The sequence below is a fragment of the Demequina sp. NBRC 110051 genome, assembly GCF_002090055.1.
Classification (GTDB): Bacteria; Actinomycetota; Actinomycetes; order Actinomycetales; family Demequinaceae; genus Demequina.
The window spans coordinates 115,005-130,823 of the sequence record NZ_BBRH01000012.1; the positions used below are offsets into that span (position 1 = coordinate 115,005).

15 protein-coding genes are annotated in these 15,819 nt (G+C 69.3%); 5 read left to right on the top strand and 10 right to left on the bottom strand.

The features are described 5' to 3' along the window. Positions 1-318: 318 nt before the first annotated feature. Positions 319-2,199 carry a transcription termination factor Rho gene (rho, locus tag B7K20_RS07110; protein ID WP_255372759.1) on the bottom strand — a complete coding sequence of 627 codons (1,881 nt, stop codon included), beginning with the start codon at positions 2,197-2,199 and terminating at the stop codon, positions 319-321. A 366-nt stretch (positions 2,200-2,565) separates the two neighbouring features. Here rho and B7K20_RS07115 point away from each other — a divergent pair, with 366 nt between their 5' ends. The 3 genes from B7K20_RS07115 to B7K20_RS07125 all read left to right on the top strand — a co-directional run bounded on the left by B7K20_RS07115 (position 2,566) and on the right by B7K20_RS07125 (position 4,407). Beyond that, complete coding sequence (locus B7K20_RS07115) at positions 2,566-3,009, top strand: DUF6325 family protein (protein ID WP_084101829.1); 444 nt, start codon at positions 2,566-2,568, stop codon at positions 3,007-3,009. A 1-nt stretch (position 3,010) separates the two neighbouring features. Further along, on the top strand, positions 3,011-3,370 hold the full coding sequence (locus B7K20_RS07120) for an SHOCT domain-containing protein (RefSeq protein ID WP_084101830.1): 360 nt from the start codon (positions 3,011-3,013) through the stop codon (positions 3,368-3,370). A 62-nt stretch (positions 3,371-3,432) separates the two neighbouring features. Then, positions 3,433-4,407, top strand: coding sequence for a TIGR00341 family protein (locus B7K20_RS07125; protein ID WP_200809042.1), 975 nt, complete (start codon positions 3,433-3,435; stop codon positions 4,405-4,407). Between the two features lie 42 nt (positions 4,408-4,449). Here B7K20_RS07125 and B7K20_RS07130 read toward each other — a convergent pair whose 3' ends face one another. The 8 genes from B7K20_RS07130 to B7K20_RS07165 form a co-directional block, all read right to left on the bottom strand. Beyond that, the gene (locus B7K20_RS07130) at positions 4,450-6,519 is read right to left on the bottom strand and encodes an ABC transporter ATP-binding protein (protein WP_084101832.1); all 2,070 of its coding nucleotides are present in this window, start codon (positions 6,517-6,519) and stop codon (positions 4,450-4,452) included. Then, positions 6,519-8,312 (bottom strand): ABC transporter ATP-binding protein, encoded by a 1,794-nt coding sequence (locus B7K20_RS07135; protein WP_084101833.1) that lies wholly within the window; start codon positions 8,310-8,312, stop codon positions 6,519-6,521. Before B7K20_RS07135 ends, B7K20_RS07130 begins: the two co-directional genes overlap by 1 nt. 112 nt (positions 8,313-8,424) lie before the next feature. Beyond that, positions 8,425-9,015, bottom strand: a complete 591-nt coding sequence (locus tag B7K20_RS07140) for a GNAT family N-acetyltransferase (protein ID WP_084101907.1) — start codon at positions 9,013-9,015, stop codon at positions 8,425-8,427. Further along, the gene (locus B7K20_RS07145) at positions 9,012-9,704 is read right to left on the bottom strand and encodes a ThuA domain-containing protein (protein WP_084101834.1); all 693 of its coding nucleotides are present in this window, start codon (positions 9,702-9,704) and stop codon (positions 9,012-9,014) included. Before B7K20_RS07145 ends, B7K20_RS07140 begins: the two co-directional genes overlap by 4 nt. After that, entirely contained in the window at positions 9,701-10,672 is a 972-nt protein-coding gene (locus B7K20_RS07150) for an FUSC family protein (protein ID WP_084101835.1), read from the bottom strand. The genes B7K20_RS07145 and B7K20_RS07150 overlap by 4 nt, the downstream gene beginning before the upstream one ends. 25 nt (positions 10,673-10,697) lie before the next feature. Continuing rightward, positions 10,698-11,597: a homoserine kinase gene (gene thrB, locus B7K20_RS07155; protein WP_371327870.1), complete on the bottom strand. Its 900-nt coding sequence runs from the start codon at positions 11,595-11,597 to the stop codon at positions 10,698-10,700. Between the two features lie 30 nt (positions 11,598-11,627). Next, the gene (gene thrC / locus B7K20_RS07160; protein ID WP_084101837.1) at positions 11,628-12,686 is read right to left on the bottom strand and encodes a threonine synthase; all 1,059 of its coding nucleotides are present in this window, start codon (positions 12,684-12,686) and stop codon (positions 11,628-11,630) included. Beyond that, positions 12,687-13,973 (bottom strand): homoserine dehydrogenase, encoded by a 1,287-nt coding sequence (locus B7K20_RS07165; protein WP_084101838.1) that lies wholly within the window; start codon positions 13,971-13,973, stop codon positions 12,687-12,689. It abuts the gene before it with no gap. A gap of 85 nt (positions 13,974-14,058) precedes the next feature. Between B7K20_RS07165 and B7K20_RS07170 the strand changes: the two genes are divergently transcribed. After that, entirely contained in the window at positions 14,059-14,892 is an 834-nt protein-coding gene (locus B7K20_RS07170; protein WP_234985751.1) for a DUF817 domain-containing protein, read from the top strand. A 29-nt stretch (positions 14,893-14,921) separates the two neighbouring features. Beyond that, on the top strand, positions 14,922-15,500 hold the full coding sequence (locus B7K20_RS07175; protein WP_084101839.1) for a low molecular weight phosphatase family protein: 579 nt from the start codon (positions 14,922-14,924) through the stop codon (positions 15,498-15,500). A gap of 36 nt (positions 15,501-15,536) precedes the next feature. On the opposite strand, the gene B7K20_RS07180 is transcribed toward B7K20_RS07175, so the two are convergent. Then, on the bottom strand, positions 15,537-15,758 hold the full coding sequence (locus B7K20_RS07180; RefSeq protein ID WP_084101840.1) for a hypothetical protein: 222 nt from the start codon (positions 15,756-15,758) through the stop codon (positions 15,537-15,539). Positions 15,759-15,819: the final 61 nt, after the last annotated feature.

The window sequence follows — 15,819 nt, forward strand, 5'->3', positions numbered from 1 at the left end:
CCGCCTTGGTTCGTGACGCCTCGACGGCGGCGCGGTGGCCGCCATCGGAGGTCGCATCGTCACGACCTGGGGAATAGGAGTAGCACTGTTGGAGGGTAAATGTCCTGGTTTGTGGGGTTGTCGACATCTGACTTGCGCTCTCAGAAACCTCACAGCGGTGGGGTTCGCGGGTGGCCCGTGCGGGTGGCTCGCGGGCCGGCCTGGCGACCCGCGTGACCCGTTCGAGCCACCACGCACCAGAGCCCCGGCGCCTCCCGCAAAGGGAAGCACCGGGGCCCTGGTGAGCGGCGCGCGAACCACAGAGTCCGCGCGCTCCGCTTACTTCGTCGTGAGCTCGTTCTCGAGGTCGTCCTTGCCCGGCGTGGTCTTGGCGACCTGCATCAGGAACTCGGCGTTCGACTTGTTCTCGCGCAGCTTGCCCAGCAGCAGCTCGGTCGCGGCCTGAGCGTCGAGCGCGGTGAGCACGCGGCGCAGCTTCCACATGACCTTGAGCTCCTCGTTGGAGACCAGGATCTCCTCGCGGCGCGTGCCGGACGCGTTGACGTCCACGGCCGGGAAGATACGGCGGTCGGCGAGCTGACGCGACAGGCGAATCTCCATGTTGCCCGTGCCCTTGAACTCCTCGAAGATGACCTCGTCCATCTTGGAGCCGGTGTCGACCAGCGCGGTCGCGAGGATGGTCAGCGAGCCGCCGTTCTCGATGTTGCGCGCCGCGCCGAAGAACTTCTTGGGCGGGTACAGCGCCGCCGAGTCCACACCGCCGGACAGGATGCGACCGGACGCGGGCGCCGACAGGTTGTAGGCGCGACCCAGGCGGGTGATGCCGTCGAGCAGCACCACGACGTCCTGACCGAGCTCCACGAGGCGCTTGGCACGCTCGATCGCGAGCTCGGCAACCTGCGTGTGGTCGGAGGCGGGACGATCGAAGGTCGAGGCGATGACCTCACCCTTCACGGAGCGCTGGAAGTCCGTGACCTCCTCGGGGCGCTCGTCGACGAGGACGACCATCAGGTGGACCTCGGGGTTGTTCGCCACGATCGCGTTGGCGATGTTCTGCATGATCAGCGTCTTGCCGGCCTTGGGCGGCGAGACGATGAGGCCACGCTGACCCTTACCGATGGGCGCAACGATGTCGATCACACGGGTCGACAGCAGGCGCGACTCGGTCTCGAGGTGCAGGCGCTCCTGCGGGTACAGCGGGGTGAGGTCGCCAAACTCCTTGCGGTTCCTGGCCTCCTCGGGCGTCACACCGTTGACGGTGTCGACGTGGGCGAGCGCGTTGAACTTCTGACGCTGGCCGCGGTCGCCCGGACGGGGCGGGCGCACGGCGCCGGTGATGGCGTCACCCTTACGCAGGCCGTACTTCTTGACCTGGTTCATCGAGACGTACACGTCCGACTTGCCCGACAGGTAGCCGGTGGTGCGCACAAAGGCATAGTTGTCGAGGATGTCGATGATGCCGCCGACGGGAGTCAGTTCCTCATCGTCGCGGACGTCGTCCTCGTCCTGGCGCAGGACGGGGCTGCCCTGTCCGCCCTGGCCGGCGGGCTGCTCGTCGCGCTCGCGTCCGCGCCCACGGCCACGGCCGCGTCCACGGCGGCGGCGACCGCCGCGCTCGTCATCGTCATCGTTCTGGCGGTTCTGGTCGCTGCGGCCCTGCGCGTCGTCCTGGCCGTCCTTCTGCTCGGGCTTGTCCAGGCCGGGCAGCTGGAGCGCCTCGGCGGCGCGGCGCGCACGCTCGGAGCGGTCGTCGTCGTTGTCACGACGCTGGGGCTCGCCTTCCTGGCGAGCGCTCTGCTGCTGGGTGTTCTGCGGCTGGCCGCCCTGAGACTGGCTGCGGCGCGAACGCTGCGCGGGCTTCTCCGTTGCAGGGGCCGATGCCGCGGCGGGGGCCGATGCCTCGGTCGCCTGGGCGGCGGGGGCCGCCTCGGCGGCCTGCTTGGCAGCCGAGCCAGCGGCCGGGGCGGCAGGCGCGCTCGCTGCAGCCGCATCGGCCTTGGGAGCCCGCTCCTTCTTCGGGGCGGGGGCCGCCTTGGCAGGCGTGGCGCCGCCGTTCTTGATGGCCTCGATGAGGTCGCCCTTACGCATCTTCTTGACGCCGGAGACTCCAAGCTCGGAGGCGAGTGCCTGCAACTGGGGGAGCTTCATGGCGCTGAGGGCCGCGCTGTTATCCGCGCTGGCCACGGTGGTGTCGGTCACACTGTTCCTTCCCTCGCACGAGCCGGGGCGGCTCTAGAGAATGTGAATGCGAGTGATCCCCTCAAAGCATCCGGGTATGCGCGTACGCCGTCGTCCGCTGACGCTTCAAAGTCTGGGAATCGTTCCTCACCCGCGACCTGTGTCTGCCGGGAGGAACGCCCTCAGGTTAGCATCCGGCCGTTGACCGGCTCAACCAGCACGGATCCCGGGCGTGGCGCTCGCGCGAACCCTCGGGCGGCAGCCCCGGGGCCACAAGTCCGCTACTTCTTTGCGCGCGCCCATCTTGCTGGCTCCGATGCCGGGCAATACCCTCAGCATGACGGCCACCGACGGTGCGTCGAGAGACAACGAGAGGATGTGCGGTCCATGACCTTGGGACCCATCGAAATCGTGGTGATCGGCTTCGAGTCCGGCACCTTCAAGGGCGAGATCGTCCAGGAGTTGGGTGCCCTCGTCGACGCCGGCACCATCAGCATCGTCGACGGGCTGTTCGTGCGTCGCACCGGCGAAGATGAGCTCGACTACCTCGAGCTTGACCAGGTGGGCGACGACTCCGAGGTGTCGCGGCTCGCGGACCTCGCGGACCGCATCGACGGTCTTGTCTCCGAGGAGGACGTCGACGAGCTCGCGGCCGGCCTTCCGGTGGGTGGCGCCGCGGCGATCCTGGTGTTCGAGCACACGTGGGTGAAGCCCCTGCGCGACGCGGTGTTCGCCGCCGGCGGCGAGCTCGCCGAATCCATCCGTGTCCCCGGCCCGGTCGTCAGCGAGGTTCTCGCCGAGATCGAGGCCCTCGAGAACGAGGAGAACTGATATGCCCCGCAGGATGGGCCGTCCCGGCCTCATCGGCACCATGGCCCGCACGGCCGTGATCTCCGGCACCGCCACCGCGGTCTCGGGCAACGTCGCGCGCCGCCAGGCCGGCCGCGCGCAGGCACGCCAGGAGCAGCAGTACGTCGAGCAGGTCCAGGCGCAGCAGGTGCAGGACAACCAAGCCCAGCTCGCCGCGATGCAGGCCCAGCTCGCCGCGCAGCAGGCTGCCCCGGCCGCCACCCCCGCGCCCTCTGCCGGCGACGGCCTCATGGCTCAGCTGTCCAAACTCGCCGACATGAAGAACGCAGGAATTCTGAGCGACGCCGAGTTCGCTGCCGCGAAGGCGAAGCTCCTCGGATGACAGGGTGGGCTTCCCTGATTCGGGAAACTCGCTGGTCAGGGAAGCTCAATAGCGTCGACTACATGCGCGACGCGGTCCTCTTCACAGGGGACCGCGTCCGCGCGCAGTACACGCGTTTCTGGCTACTCCTCATCCTCGCCGCGGCGATCGCGACGGCAGGCATCGCCGCCGATTCGACCGCCACCGTCATCGGCGCGATGATCGTCGCGCCCCTCATGCGCCCCATTCAGGGCACCATGCTCTCCACCGTCCTGGGTGACCGCCGTCAGCTCATCCGCTCGATCGCCACCATGTGCGCGGGAGCCGCCGCCGCGGTAGGCGTTGGTTTCCTCCTGGGCCTGCTCATCGTGCAACCCATGCTCGCCTCCACGAACGGCCAGATCGCCGGCCGCGTCTCGCCGGGCCTCATCGACCTCTTCGCCGCGCTCGCCACGGGTGTGGTGGGATCGATCGCGCTGGTGCGCTCGGATATCTCCGACACCCTTCCCGGCGTCGCGATCGCGATCTCCCTGGTCCCGCCGCTGTGCGTGGTGGGACTCACGCTCGAGTCCGGCGCATGGTCGCAGGCTCTCGGCGCGCTGCTGCTGTTCGTCACCAACGTCGCGGCGATCCTCGCGACGGGCGCGATCGTCATGGCCATCTACGGCTATTCGAAGCTGCGCCTGCTCGATGTCGAGGACATGGAGGCCGAGCGGCGCCGCCGTGTCCGGGTCTACCTCACCACCGCGACGCTCGTCTTGCTCGTCTCTGGTCCCCTCGCGTGGTCGACCGCGAAGGCAATCGAGGACCGCGGCCGCATCGCTTCAGTCCAGTCCTATCTGGAGGACCTCACCGAGGACACCCGGTGGGCGATCGTGTCGGTCACTCCCCGCGAAGACAACGTCATCTACGTGGTGGTCAAGGGCACTCCCCCGCTACCCGATGTCGACGAGGTCTACGCGGGCATGGAGGCCGAGGGACTCGAGGCGGAGGACATCGTCCTCGAGTTCATCCCGTCGTATACCTACGACATGGCCGGAGAGCGCGACAACTTCTAGTTTCAGGGCCTTGCGAGCCGCGTCGGATGGCCGATGCAGTCACTAGGCCCGCGTACCGTCCTCGCCCTCGCTCGGCGCGGGGTTCGGGGTCGCCTGTTCCTGCGGCAGCACCGCCTCGGGGACGACCCCCTCCTCGACAGGAGCCGGGGGAATCGGGGCGACCGCGGCACCGGCCCCCGCCTGTGTGAGGTCCTCCTCGCTGATGCCGCCGCCCAGCGGGTCGTCCACGTCCTCGACGGGCGCAGAGAACTGCGCCTCGTACAGGCGCGCGTAGGCGCCGTGCGCGGCGATCAGCTCGTCGTGGCTGCCCTGCTCGACGATGTCGCCGTGCTCCATCACCAGGATGAGGTCGGCGTCGCGGATGGTCGACAGGCGGTGGGCGATGACGAAGCTGGTGCGGTCCTTGCGCAGGTCCGCCATGGCTTGCTGTACGAGCAGCTCGGTGCGGGTGTCGACCGAGCTGGTGGCCTCGTCGAGGATCAGCACGCTCGGGCGGGCCACGAAGGCGCGCGCGATCGTGATGAGCTGGCGCTCGCCCACCGACACGTTGGTCGCGTCGTCATCGAGCACCGTGTCGTAGCCCTCGGGAAGGGAGTGCACAAAGCGGTCCACGTACGCGGCCTTGGCGGCGTCGAGGATCTCGTCGTCGGTGGCGCCGGGGCGGCCGTACGCGATGTTCTCGCGGATGGTGCCGCCGAACAGCCACGCGTCCTGCAGCACCATGCCCGTGCGCGAGCGCAGGTCGTCGCGGGTCATGAGCGCGATGTCCGTGCCGTCGAGCGTGATGCGGCCCCCGTCGAGCTCGTAGAAGCGCATGATGAGGTTGACCAGCGTGGTCTTGCCCGCTCCCGTGGGGCCCACGATCGCGACCGTCTTGCCCGGCTCCGCGACCATGGACAGGCCCGTGATCAGCGGCTTGTCCTCCTCGTAGGAGAACTTCACGTCCTCGAACTCGAGCCGGCCGCGGAACTGTTCGGGGGTGTCGGCGGGGTCCGGGTCATCGCTCTGGTCGTCGGCGTCGAGCAGCTCGAACACGCGCTCGGCGGAGGCGACGCCCGACTGCAGCAGGTTGAACATCGAGCCCAACTGGCTCAGCGGCTGCTGGAACTGGCGCGTGTACTGGATGAACGCCTGGATGTCGCCGATGGGCAGCGCGCCGTTGGCGACCATGACTCCACCGACCACCGCGACGGCGACGTAGACGAGGTTTCCGATGAACATCGTCGCGGGCATGATGATGCCGGAGATGAACTGGGCCCCAAACGACGCCTGGTAGAGCTCGTCGTTCTTGGCGTCGAACTCCTCCTGCGTGCGAGCCTGGCGGCCGAACACCTTGACCAGCGAGTGCCCCGTGTAGGTCTCCTCGATCTGGCCGTTGAGCTCGCCCGTGTGCTTCCACTGGGCGACGAACTTCACCTGCGAGCGCTTGGCGACCTGGGTGACGATGATCAGTGTCAGCGGGATCGACACGAGCGTCACGGCCGCGAGCAGCGGCGAGATGACGACCATCATCACGAGCACGCCGATGACCGTGAGCACCGACGTGAACAGCTGGCTCAGCGTCTGCTGGAGCGTCTGCGAGACGTTGTCGATGTCGTTGGTGACGCGGCTGAGCAGCTCGCCGCGCTGGTGCTTGTCGAAGTAGCTCAGCGGCAGGCGGTGAATCTTGGCCTCGACGCGTTCGCGGAGCCGGTAGACCGTGCGCTGGGTGACGCCGTTGAGGATGTAGCCCTGCGCGAGCGACAGCAGCGACGAAGCGACATAGATGCCGACGACCCACAGCAGGATGCGGTGCAGGTTGTCGAAGTCGATGCCCGTGCCGGTGACGAGTCCCTCGAAGATGACCGTGGTGGCATTACCGAGGATCTTGGGGCCGATGACCGCGAGCGCAACCGACGCGGCGCCCAGCAGGATGACGACGCCCACGAGCGTGCGCTCGGGACGTAACTCGCCGAACAGGCGCTTCAGCGAGGCCCCGAAGTTCATCGCCTTCTCGGTGGGCATGCCAGCCCCGCCCATGGGGCCGGGGCCGCCGCCGCGCGGGCGTGCGCGGGCCGCGGCCTTGGTGTCGGCGTCCTGCACCGGCGCGGTGGTCTTCTCGTGCTCGGCCATCACGCCTCCTCCGCCCTCAGCTGGGTACTGACGATCTCTTGGTAGGTAGGCGAACTCGCAAGCAACTCGTGGTGCGTGCCGCGGTCGACGATCTCGCCGTCCTCGATGACGAGGATGAGGTCGGCGTCCTGAATGGAGCTGACGCGCTGGGCGACCACGATGACGGTGGCGTCAGCCGCCGCCGTCTTCAGCGCCGCGCGCAGGCGGGCATCGGTCGCGGTGTCGAGCGCACTGAACGAATCGTCGAACAGCAGGATCTCGGGCTTGCGGATGAGCGCACGGGCGATCGACAGGCGTTGGCGCTGGCCGCCCGACACGGTCGTGCCGCCCTGCGCCATGGGCGTGTCAAGCCCCTCGGGCATCGCCTTCACGAAGTCCTCGCCCTGGGCGACGCGCAGCGCCTCCCAGATCTCCTCGTCGGTCGCGTCCTCCTTGCCGTAGCGAAGGTTGGAGCCGACAGTGCCCGAGAAGAGGTAGGGACGCTGCGGTACGAGGCCGACGCGGGTCCACAGTGCCTCGAGGTCCGCGTCGCGCAGGTCCACGCCGTCGATGCTGACGGTCCCCTCGGTCGCGTCATACAGGCGCGGCACCAGGCCCACCAGGGTGGACTTGCCCGCGCCGGTCGAGCCGATAATTGCGGTCGTCGTGCCTGGTGTGGCGGTGAACGAGATGTGCTTCAGCACCGGCTCCTCGGCGCCAGGGTAGGCAAACGTGACGTCGTCGAAGACCACGGTGCCGCGCTGCGAGAAGGTGCGTGTCGCATCGGCCGTCTGCACCACGGTGCTGTCGGTCGACAGCACCTCGCTGATGCGATCGGCCGAGACGGACGCGCGCGGGATCATCACGAACAGGAACGTCGCCATCATCACGGACATGAGGATCTGGATGATGTACGTGAGGAACGCGGTGAGCGCCCCCACCTGCATTTCGCCGTTCTCGACGCGCTCGGCGCCGAACCACAGCACGGCGACGGACGAGACGTTCATGATGAGCATCACGATGGGGAACATCGCGGCCATGAGGCGGCCCGCCTTCAGCGCGGATTCCGTGACCTTGTCGTTGGCCTGGGCGAAGCGTGCGGTCTCCTCGCGCTCGCGCACGAACGCGCGCACCACGCGGATGCCGGTGAGCTGCTCACGCATGACCCGGTTGATGGCGTCGATGCGCTTTTGCATGCGCTGGAAGTGCGGCACCATGCGCGAGATGATGAGGATCACCGCGATCAGCAGCAGCGGGATTGCGATGACGAGAATCCACGACAGCGTCGCGTCCTGGTGCAGCGCCATGAACACGCCGCCGATCGCCATGAACGGCGCCGTCACGAGCAGCGTGCAGCCCATGAGGACCAGCATCTGCACCTGCTGCACGTCGTTCGTGGAGCGCGTGATGAGGCTGGGCGCGCCGAAGCGCTGCACCTCGTTTTCGCTGAACGCGCCCACGCGGCGGAAAATCTGCGCGCGCAGGTCACGGCCCACGGCCATGGCGACCTTGGCGCCGAAGTAGACGCCGACAATGGCGCAGGCGATCTGCAGAAGCGACAGGGCGAGCATGATGCCGCCCACCTGCCAGATATACGCGATGTCGCCGGTCGCGACGCCGTCATCGATGATCGAGGCGTTGAGGCTGGGCAGGTACAGGTTGCAGACGGCCTGGGCACCCTGGAAGATGACGACTCCGAGGAGCAGCTTCCAGTAGGGCTTGGCCGAGGCCACGAGCAGGGGCCACAGGGCACCCTTGGTCTTCTCGTCGTCGGTCGCGCCGCCTGTCCGGGCGGACGTGGCGACGGCCGTCATGCGGCCGCCTCGCACTTGCGTGTGATGGTCATGAGTTCACAGTAGAACTGTCGGGCCTGGTCCGTGGGCCATGCGGGGCATTCGTTCGCCACCGGCGTTACGCGTGCGACCGTTACGGTGAGGCGAGACGGCGCAGAAAGAGATCCTCGCTCGCACCTACCGTGAACCCCACCCGTGGATAGAACATGCGGGCCCCGTCGTTGCGGGGATCGATGCCGAGGTGGACGCCTGCGGCCCCGCGTTCGGCCAGCAGCGCGCAGGCTGCCTCGATGAGGGCACGCCCGGCTCCCCTGCCCTGGGACTCGGGAAGCAGGTCAATGTGGAGGTGCGCCGGATAGCCGTCGGGAAGATCGTCGAGCATCCGGTGGCGGTTCGCGGCGCTGCGCAGGAGCTTCTCGTCCGCCTCGGTGACCAGTGCGTGGTGGTCGGCAACAGCGGGCCACCAGTGCTCGCTGAACCACGTTTGGAAGGCCACCGTGTCCTCGGTTCCGAGCACGTAACCCAGCGGCCCGTCGCCCTCGGCCCACACCAGGGCGAAAGCTCCGGGACCGTGAAGGTACGGAGTCGCATAGACGTCCGCGAGCACGGTGTCGTCGCCGTACATGCCCGTGGCATCCGCGCCCGCATCGCCGGTGAGGCGGCAGATGCGTGCGATGGCGTCGTGATCCGCCGGCGTGGCGGGACGGATCGACGAAACGGTCATGGCCGCGCCTGCCGGGCGGCCCACTCCATGCCACGCAGGACAACCGTCTCCACCTCGGGACGGCGCAGTGTCGTGAGGTCGTGACCCAAGGTGTGAACGAAGATCCTGCCGGCTCCCCAGCGCCGGGTCCACACGGCCGGCATCGTGGCGGGACCATGCCACGCGTCCCCTTCTTCGGGCGCAAGCGTGCTCGTCGCGAGCACGTTGTTCAGCCCATCCGCCAGGACCCAGTACTGCTCCGTGACGACCTCGAACTCCGCGACGCCCGCAGTGATCGGGTGTGCGGCGCCCAATGGGGTGGGTGTCACCCGATAGCGCCGGTACTGCGGTTCGTCGGGCGTCGCGCGGCTTGCCGGATGTGCAACAAACTGGGCGCCGAGCATCTGTAGGTAGTCGAGTTGACCTCGATAAGCGGCGATCAGCCCCCCGTGCCACCCCGCAAGGCCGGCGCCGCCCTCGACGGCGGCGCGCAGTCCCGCCGACTGGGCGTCGGTGATGGCGCCGTTCGTGACTGCCTGGACCACCAGGTCATAGGTGGCCATCCGGGTGGCGTCGGCGTACACCTCGGGAGAGTCCTCCACATCGAGGGCGAAGCCCCTACGCTCGAGATGGGGGCGCATGGCGTCGGTCTGTCCCACGGGGTCATGACCGGACCAGCCTCCGCGCACGATCAGGCACGTTGCCGTCATCGTTGCCCCCGGGTGGCCGCACGCTGAGACCACGACCGGTCTAGCCTCGCGACGATCAGCCCCAGGGCGACGGCGGCCAGCCCTCCCACGAGCGTCAGGAGCGCGCGCTGGCCGGCGACCTCCCACGCAGCCTCGGACGTTGAGACCCCTGCGATCAAGACCACAGCCGCCGCGACGAATCCCGCACCACGAGCCTGATTCTTGGCGATGATCCACGCGATGCCCCACACCAGGAGTACCGCCACGAGAGCCAGCGAGATGACCGCGGGCAGCACCATACTCGCGGCCGAAGCCACCACCGTTCCCACGACAGTACCGAGCACACGCGCTCGAGCGGCGCGGACGGTTTCGCCCGCCACAGGCAGCAAGACAGCACTCAGCGCGACAATGACCCACACCCCGTGGGGCACCTCCCATGCGACGATCAGCCCCGCTGCCAGTGCCGATCCGAACGCCACCGCGCCGAGGTACACCACCAAGACGCGTCGCGACGGCGTCGGAGGCGCGGGCGCGCGCAGGCGCAGCAGCCGGACGACACCGATCGTCAGCACCGCGGCGAGGAGTATTCCCGCCAAGGCACCCTCCGGACCAATCGCGACGGCATCGGTCCCCGCAAGCGCGACGACGACGGGCACACTCGACACGACCGCACCATGGCGCAGCACGAGGGGGAAAGTCGCGAGGACGGACGCCGCCACCACGGCCGCGAGCCCCCAAGGGGACGGTGCCACGAGGGTGGCGCCCGACGATCCGACGGCGACGATTACTCCGAGCGCGAGGACGTGCGTGGCCGGCGGCCGCCTCAACGCAAGCATCAGCACCGCGATCACGCCCAGCACGGACGCGACGCCTGCGGATGGACCTCCCCACCACCACACCACGGCACCGATGCCTCCTGCCGCGGCCACGATGACGCAGACCAGCCGCACCACAGCGCTCGGCGGGAGCCAGGTCGAGAGCGACGACATGGCCACGACGCTACCGCGCCGGTGTCTAGACCCGGTGAGTCGAGGCGCCGGGAACCCGCTCGACGGTGTGCACCACGCGCCAGTTTTCGTCGCCGATGCCGCGTGCCCACTGAGGCATGCCCGAGGCCAACCCGTGAGACGCGAGGTCCGTACCCAGCACCAAGACGGAGGGCCCGGCCCCCGAGACGACGGCGGCCAGGCCCTGAGCGCGCAGGTGCGACAGCATCGCCATGGCGGCCGGCATCACGTCGGCGCGGTAGCCCTGGTGCAGGCGGTCCTCGGTGCCCTCGAACAGCAACTCGGGCTGGCCGTTCAGCGCGGCGACCAGCAGCGCCGCGCGGCCCACATTGAACGCGGCGTCGGCGTGCGGGACCTGCAACGGCAGCACGGATCGCGCCTGCTTGGTGGGAAGTGTAGAACCGGGGATCAGCACCGCGGCCTCGATTCCCTCTGCCATGGGCAGCGTGGCGGCCTTCGCGCCGTGCTCCCCCATCCACGCGACCGTCGCGCCGCCGTAGATGGCCGGCGCGGCGTTGTCGGGGTGGCCCTCGAACTGGGTGGCGATCTCGAGCGCGACCTCGGCGGACAGCGCCTCGGGCTCGGCGATCAGACCGCGCGCGGCGGAGATTCCGGCGACCACCGCGGCGGCCGACGATCCCAGGCCGCGCCCGTGCGGGATGCGGTTGACGGCGCGAATCGCAAGACCCGTCTGCGAGGCGTTGACGTGGTCGAGCGCGGCGCGCAGGGCCCGCACTACCAGGTGGGACTCGTCGCGCGGCAGCGAGTCAGCACCCTCACCCTCGATCTCGAGTTCGACGGCGGCCGATGCGACGGCGCGCACCTCGACCTCGTCGGCCAAGCCCAGGGCGAGGCCCAGCGAGTCGAAGCCCGATCCAAGGTTGCCAGCGGTGGCCGGGACGGTCACCACCACATGGTCGGCGCCCAGACGCATCGCTTAGAGCCCCAGTACCTGCGCCGCGGCGGCGACGTCGACGGGGATGACGGTGGGCTCGACCTCGCGGCCCGCGAGCGCGGTCGCCGTGTCCTTGAGTCCGTTGCCGGTCACGGTGCACGTGATGGTGGCGCCCTTCGGCACCTCGCCCAGCGCGGCGGCGGCGAGCAGGCCGGCGATCGGCGCGGCGGAGGCGGGCTCCACGAACACACCCACGTCGGCGGCCAGCCGGGCCTGCGCGTTGAGGATCTGCGAGTCCTCGACGGCGCGGATCCAGCCGCCGGACTCGTCACGCGCGGCGACCGCGAGGTCCCACGAGGCGGGCTTGCCGATCCGGATCGCGGTCGCGACCGTCTCGGGGTCCTTGATCGGGTGCCCCGCGACGAACGGCGCGGCGCCGGCGGCCTGGACTCCCCAGATCTTGGGGCGCTTGGTGGCACGGCCGGCCTCGGCGAACTCCGTAAAGCCCATCCAGTACGCGGAGATGTTGCCCGCGTTGCCGACGGGCAGCATGTGGATGTCGGGGGCGTCGCCCAACTGGTCGATGATCTCGAACGCCGCGGTCTTCTGACCCTGCAGGCGGTAGGGGTTCACCGAGTTGACGAGCGCCACCGGGTACTCCTCGGACAGCGATCGCACGATGTCGAGGCATTCGTCGAAGTTGCCGTCGACCTGCACCAGCTTGGCGCCGTGCACGATGGCCTGCGCCATCTTGCCCGCCGCGATCTTGCCCTGCGGGATCATCACCACACAGTTGAGGCCCGCATGCGCGGCGTAGGCAGCCGCCGACGCCGACGTGTTACCCGTCGACGCGCACACCACCGTGTGGTCGCCGTCCTTGACGACGTGCGTGATCGCCGAGGTCATGCCGCGGTCCTTGAACGAGCCGGTCGGGTTCATGCCCTCGACCTTGACGTAGACCTCGGCGCCCACCTCGGCGGAGATCGACGGGGCGTGCACCAGCGGCGTGCCGCCCTCACCAAGCGAGATGAGGCGGTCGTCCTCGTCGAACGGCAGGTATTCCAGGTACTCGCGGATCGCTCCGCGCCACACGTGAGCCACTTACTCTCCCTCGATCCTCAGGACGGACCAGACATCATTGACGGCGTCGGACGCGCGCAGGTCCTCGACGGTCGCTCGCAGCGCCGCCTCGGACGCGCGGTGCGACGACAGGATCAGGCCCGCATGGCCCTTCCCGGCCTGCTGGCGGACGGACTCGATGCCCACGCCGTGGTTGGCGAACATCTGCGCGACGGTCGCGAGCACGCCGGGGCGGTCCGGCACGCTCATGCGCACGGCGTAGCGGGTCTGGGCGTCGTCGATCGGCAACACGTCGTGGCGCGCATAGTTGGACTCACGCGGGCCGCGGCCGCCGCCGGCCACGTGGCGGGCCACCGAGACCACGTCTCCCAGGACGGCCGATGCCGTGGGCGCCCCGCCGGCTCCCTGGCCGTAGAACATGAGCTCGCCGGCCGCCTCGGCCTCGACAAAAACAGCGTTGAACGCTCCGCGCACGCCGGCCAGCGGGTGGGACACGGGCAACAAGGTGGGGTGGACACGGACGCTGACGCCGGCATCGGCCTGGTCCGCGATCGCCAAAAGCTTGATGACGCGACCAGTCTCCGCGGCCGCCGCGATGTCGTCCGCGGTGATCTCGGTGATGCCCTCGCAGTACACGTCGTCCAGATGGACGCGCTGGTGGAAGGCGAGGGAGGCGAGGATCGCGGCCTTCGCGGCGGCGTCGTGGCCGCCCACGTCCGCGGTCGGGTCGGCCTCGGCGTAGCCCAGGCGCTGCGCCTCGGCAACCACGTCGGCGTAGTCCAGGCCCTTGGTGGTCATCTCGTCGAGCACGTAATTGGTGGTGCCGTTGACGATGCCGAGGATGCGGGTGACGTGGTCACCCGCGAGCGACTCGCGCACGGGTCGCACCAACGGGATGGCGCCGGCGACGGCGGCCTCAAAGTACAGGTCGGCGCCGGACTCGTCGGCGGCCTCGTACAGCTCCGCGCCGCGGGTCGCGAGGAGCGCCTTGTTCGCTGTCACCACGCCCTTGCCCGCCGCGAGCGCGCGCAAGATCAGCGAGCGGGCGGGCTCGTCACCGCCCATGAGCTCGACCACCACATCGGCCGCATCCACAAGGGACTCGGCGTCCGAGGTGAGCAGCGCGGTCGGCACCACCTCGTCGCGCGGCACCGACGTGTCGCGCACGTAGACCCCAGCGATGTCGACGGGCGCGCCCACGCGCGCGGAGAGGTCATCGCGCTGCTCGGTGAGGAGTCGCACCACCTGGGTGCCGACGGTCCCGCATCCGAGGATGGCGATCTTGACGGGGCTAGCGGCGGTGGACACGGCCCCAACTCTATACGGGTCGCAGGCGACGGCCCGTGCGGTGCGCCTCTTGCCGTGCCGCCCGCCTCTGGTGCTGAATGGGCGGGTGACCGCCTTCACCGCCCGCCCCGCGATGATGCGTGCTCACGCGGAGCTACGGCTCCTGGGGATGTTCGTGGCCACACAGTTGCGCTGCCTGGTGTTCGCGCTGCTGATCTTCGCGGCGATGGCGGTGACGGAACTGGTGGACACGGGTATCGGCCGCTACGACCTGCTGCTCGCGTGCGGCCTCGCCATCACGGCCGTGCTCTGGTGGACGGGCTACGAGACCACGCGCGAGGTGGGCGTGATCTTCGCCTTCCACCTGCTCGGTCTCGGCCTCGAGCTCTTCAAGGTCAGCCAGGGCTCGTGGACCTACCCGGCCGAGGGCGTGACCATGATCGGCGGCGTGCCCCTGTACTCGGGCTTCATGTACGCCGCGGTGGGCTCGTACCTGTGCCAGGCGTGGCGGCGCTTCGACCTGCGGATCACCGGCTACCGGGCCGGCGCCATGACGGCGCTCGCCGTCGCCGCGTACGCCAACTTCTTCACCCATCACTGGATCTGGGACCTGAGGTGGGTGATCGCCGCCCTGTTCGTCGCGGCCATGTGGGACACCTGGGTGCATTACAGCCTGGGCGAGACCCGGCTGCGGATGCCGCTCGCGATCGCCTTCGTACTCATCGGCTTCTTCCTCTGGCTCGCCGAGAACGCCGGCACCTTCCTGGGCGCGTGGACGTATCCGGATCAGGAGGCGTTCTGGCAGGCGGTCCACATGGGCAAGCTCGGCTCGTGGGCGCTGCTCGTCACTTTGAGCTTCGTGATCGTCGCCTCCCTCAAGCAATTCGAGGGCACGTTTTATGGCCACCCCGGCGACGAGGCGTCGGTGACGAGGCTGTGAGACGCCCGCAGTGACGTAGCCTGCGTGCCATGTCACGAGCCGCCCGCGTCACCATGGTCTGCACCGGAAACATCTGCCGCTCCCCCGCGATGCACTATCTCGCCAAGCGAGAATGGGGCGACGCCGCCGAGGTTACGAGCGCCGGCATCTACGCCGAGATCGGGATGGACGTCCCCCAGCCCATGCGCCGCGCGGCCGAGCGTCATGGCCTCGCCATCCCCCGGCATCGGCCCACGCAGTTGGACCGCGCCATCCTCACGCAGGCGGACCTCGTGCTGGTCGCAACCGCGCAGCACGCGCGCTGGGCCGAACGTGAATGGGGCGAGCGCGTGCCGCACGTGTTCGGCATCAAGGAGGCGGCGGAACTGGCGAGAAGGGCAGAACGGCCAGCCGGGGACACGGCCACCGAGCGGCTCGCGAACGCCGCCGCTGCCCTCGACGCCGCCCGCCAGGCCGTCCCCGCACCACTGCGAAGCCTGGACGACCCCTGGTCGCTGGATCAGGCCACCTACGACCGGGTCATGGACGAGATCGTCGACGACCTCGTGGCGATCACCGAGTGGGCTGGGCTGGGCCGGACACACGAAAGCGGCGGCCCGAAGCACTGAGGGGGGTGTGCTCCGGACCGCCGCCGTGGCGGAGCGTCAGTGGCCGAAGGCCTGAACCGGAGGCAACTTCTCGCCTCCCGGATCGACGTCAGTGTCGCCGACCTCCTCGTTCACCTCGGCGCGCGTCTCGCCCGTGGGACGGTCCTCGGACTCGTCCTGCGCGTCAAAGGCGGTGCGTCCCTTAACGCGGCGTTCCTCCTCGACCTCCTGGGCGAGGTGGGTCAGGGCGTCGGTGCCCTCGTGGTCCTTGAGTGACATGGCGGTCTCCTTTCCACCGTGCCCGGCTGAACCGGTCACTTCAAGGGAACGCCCGCGCCCC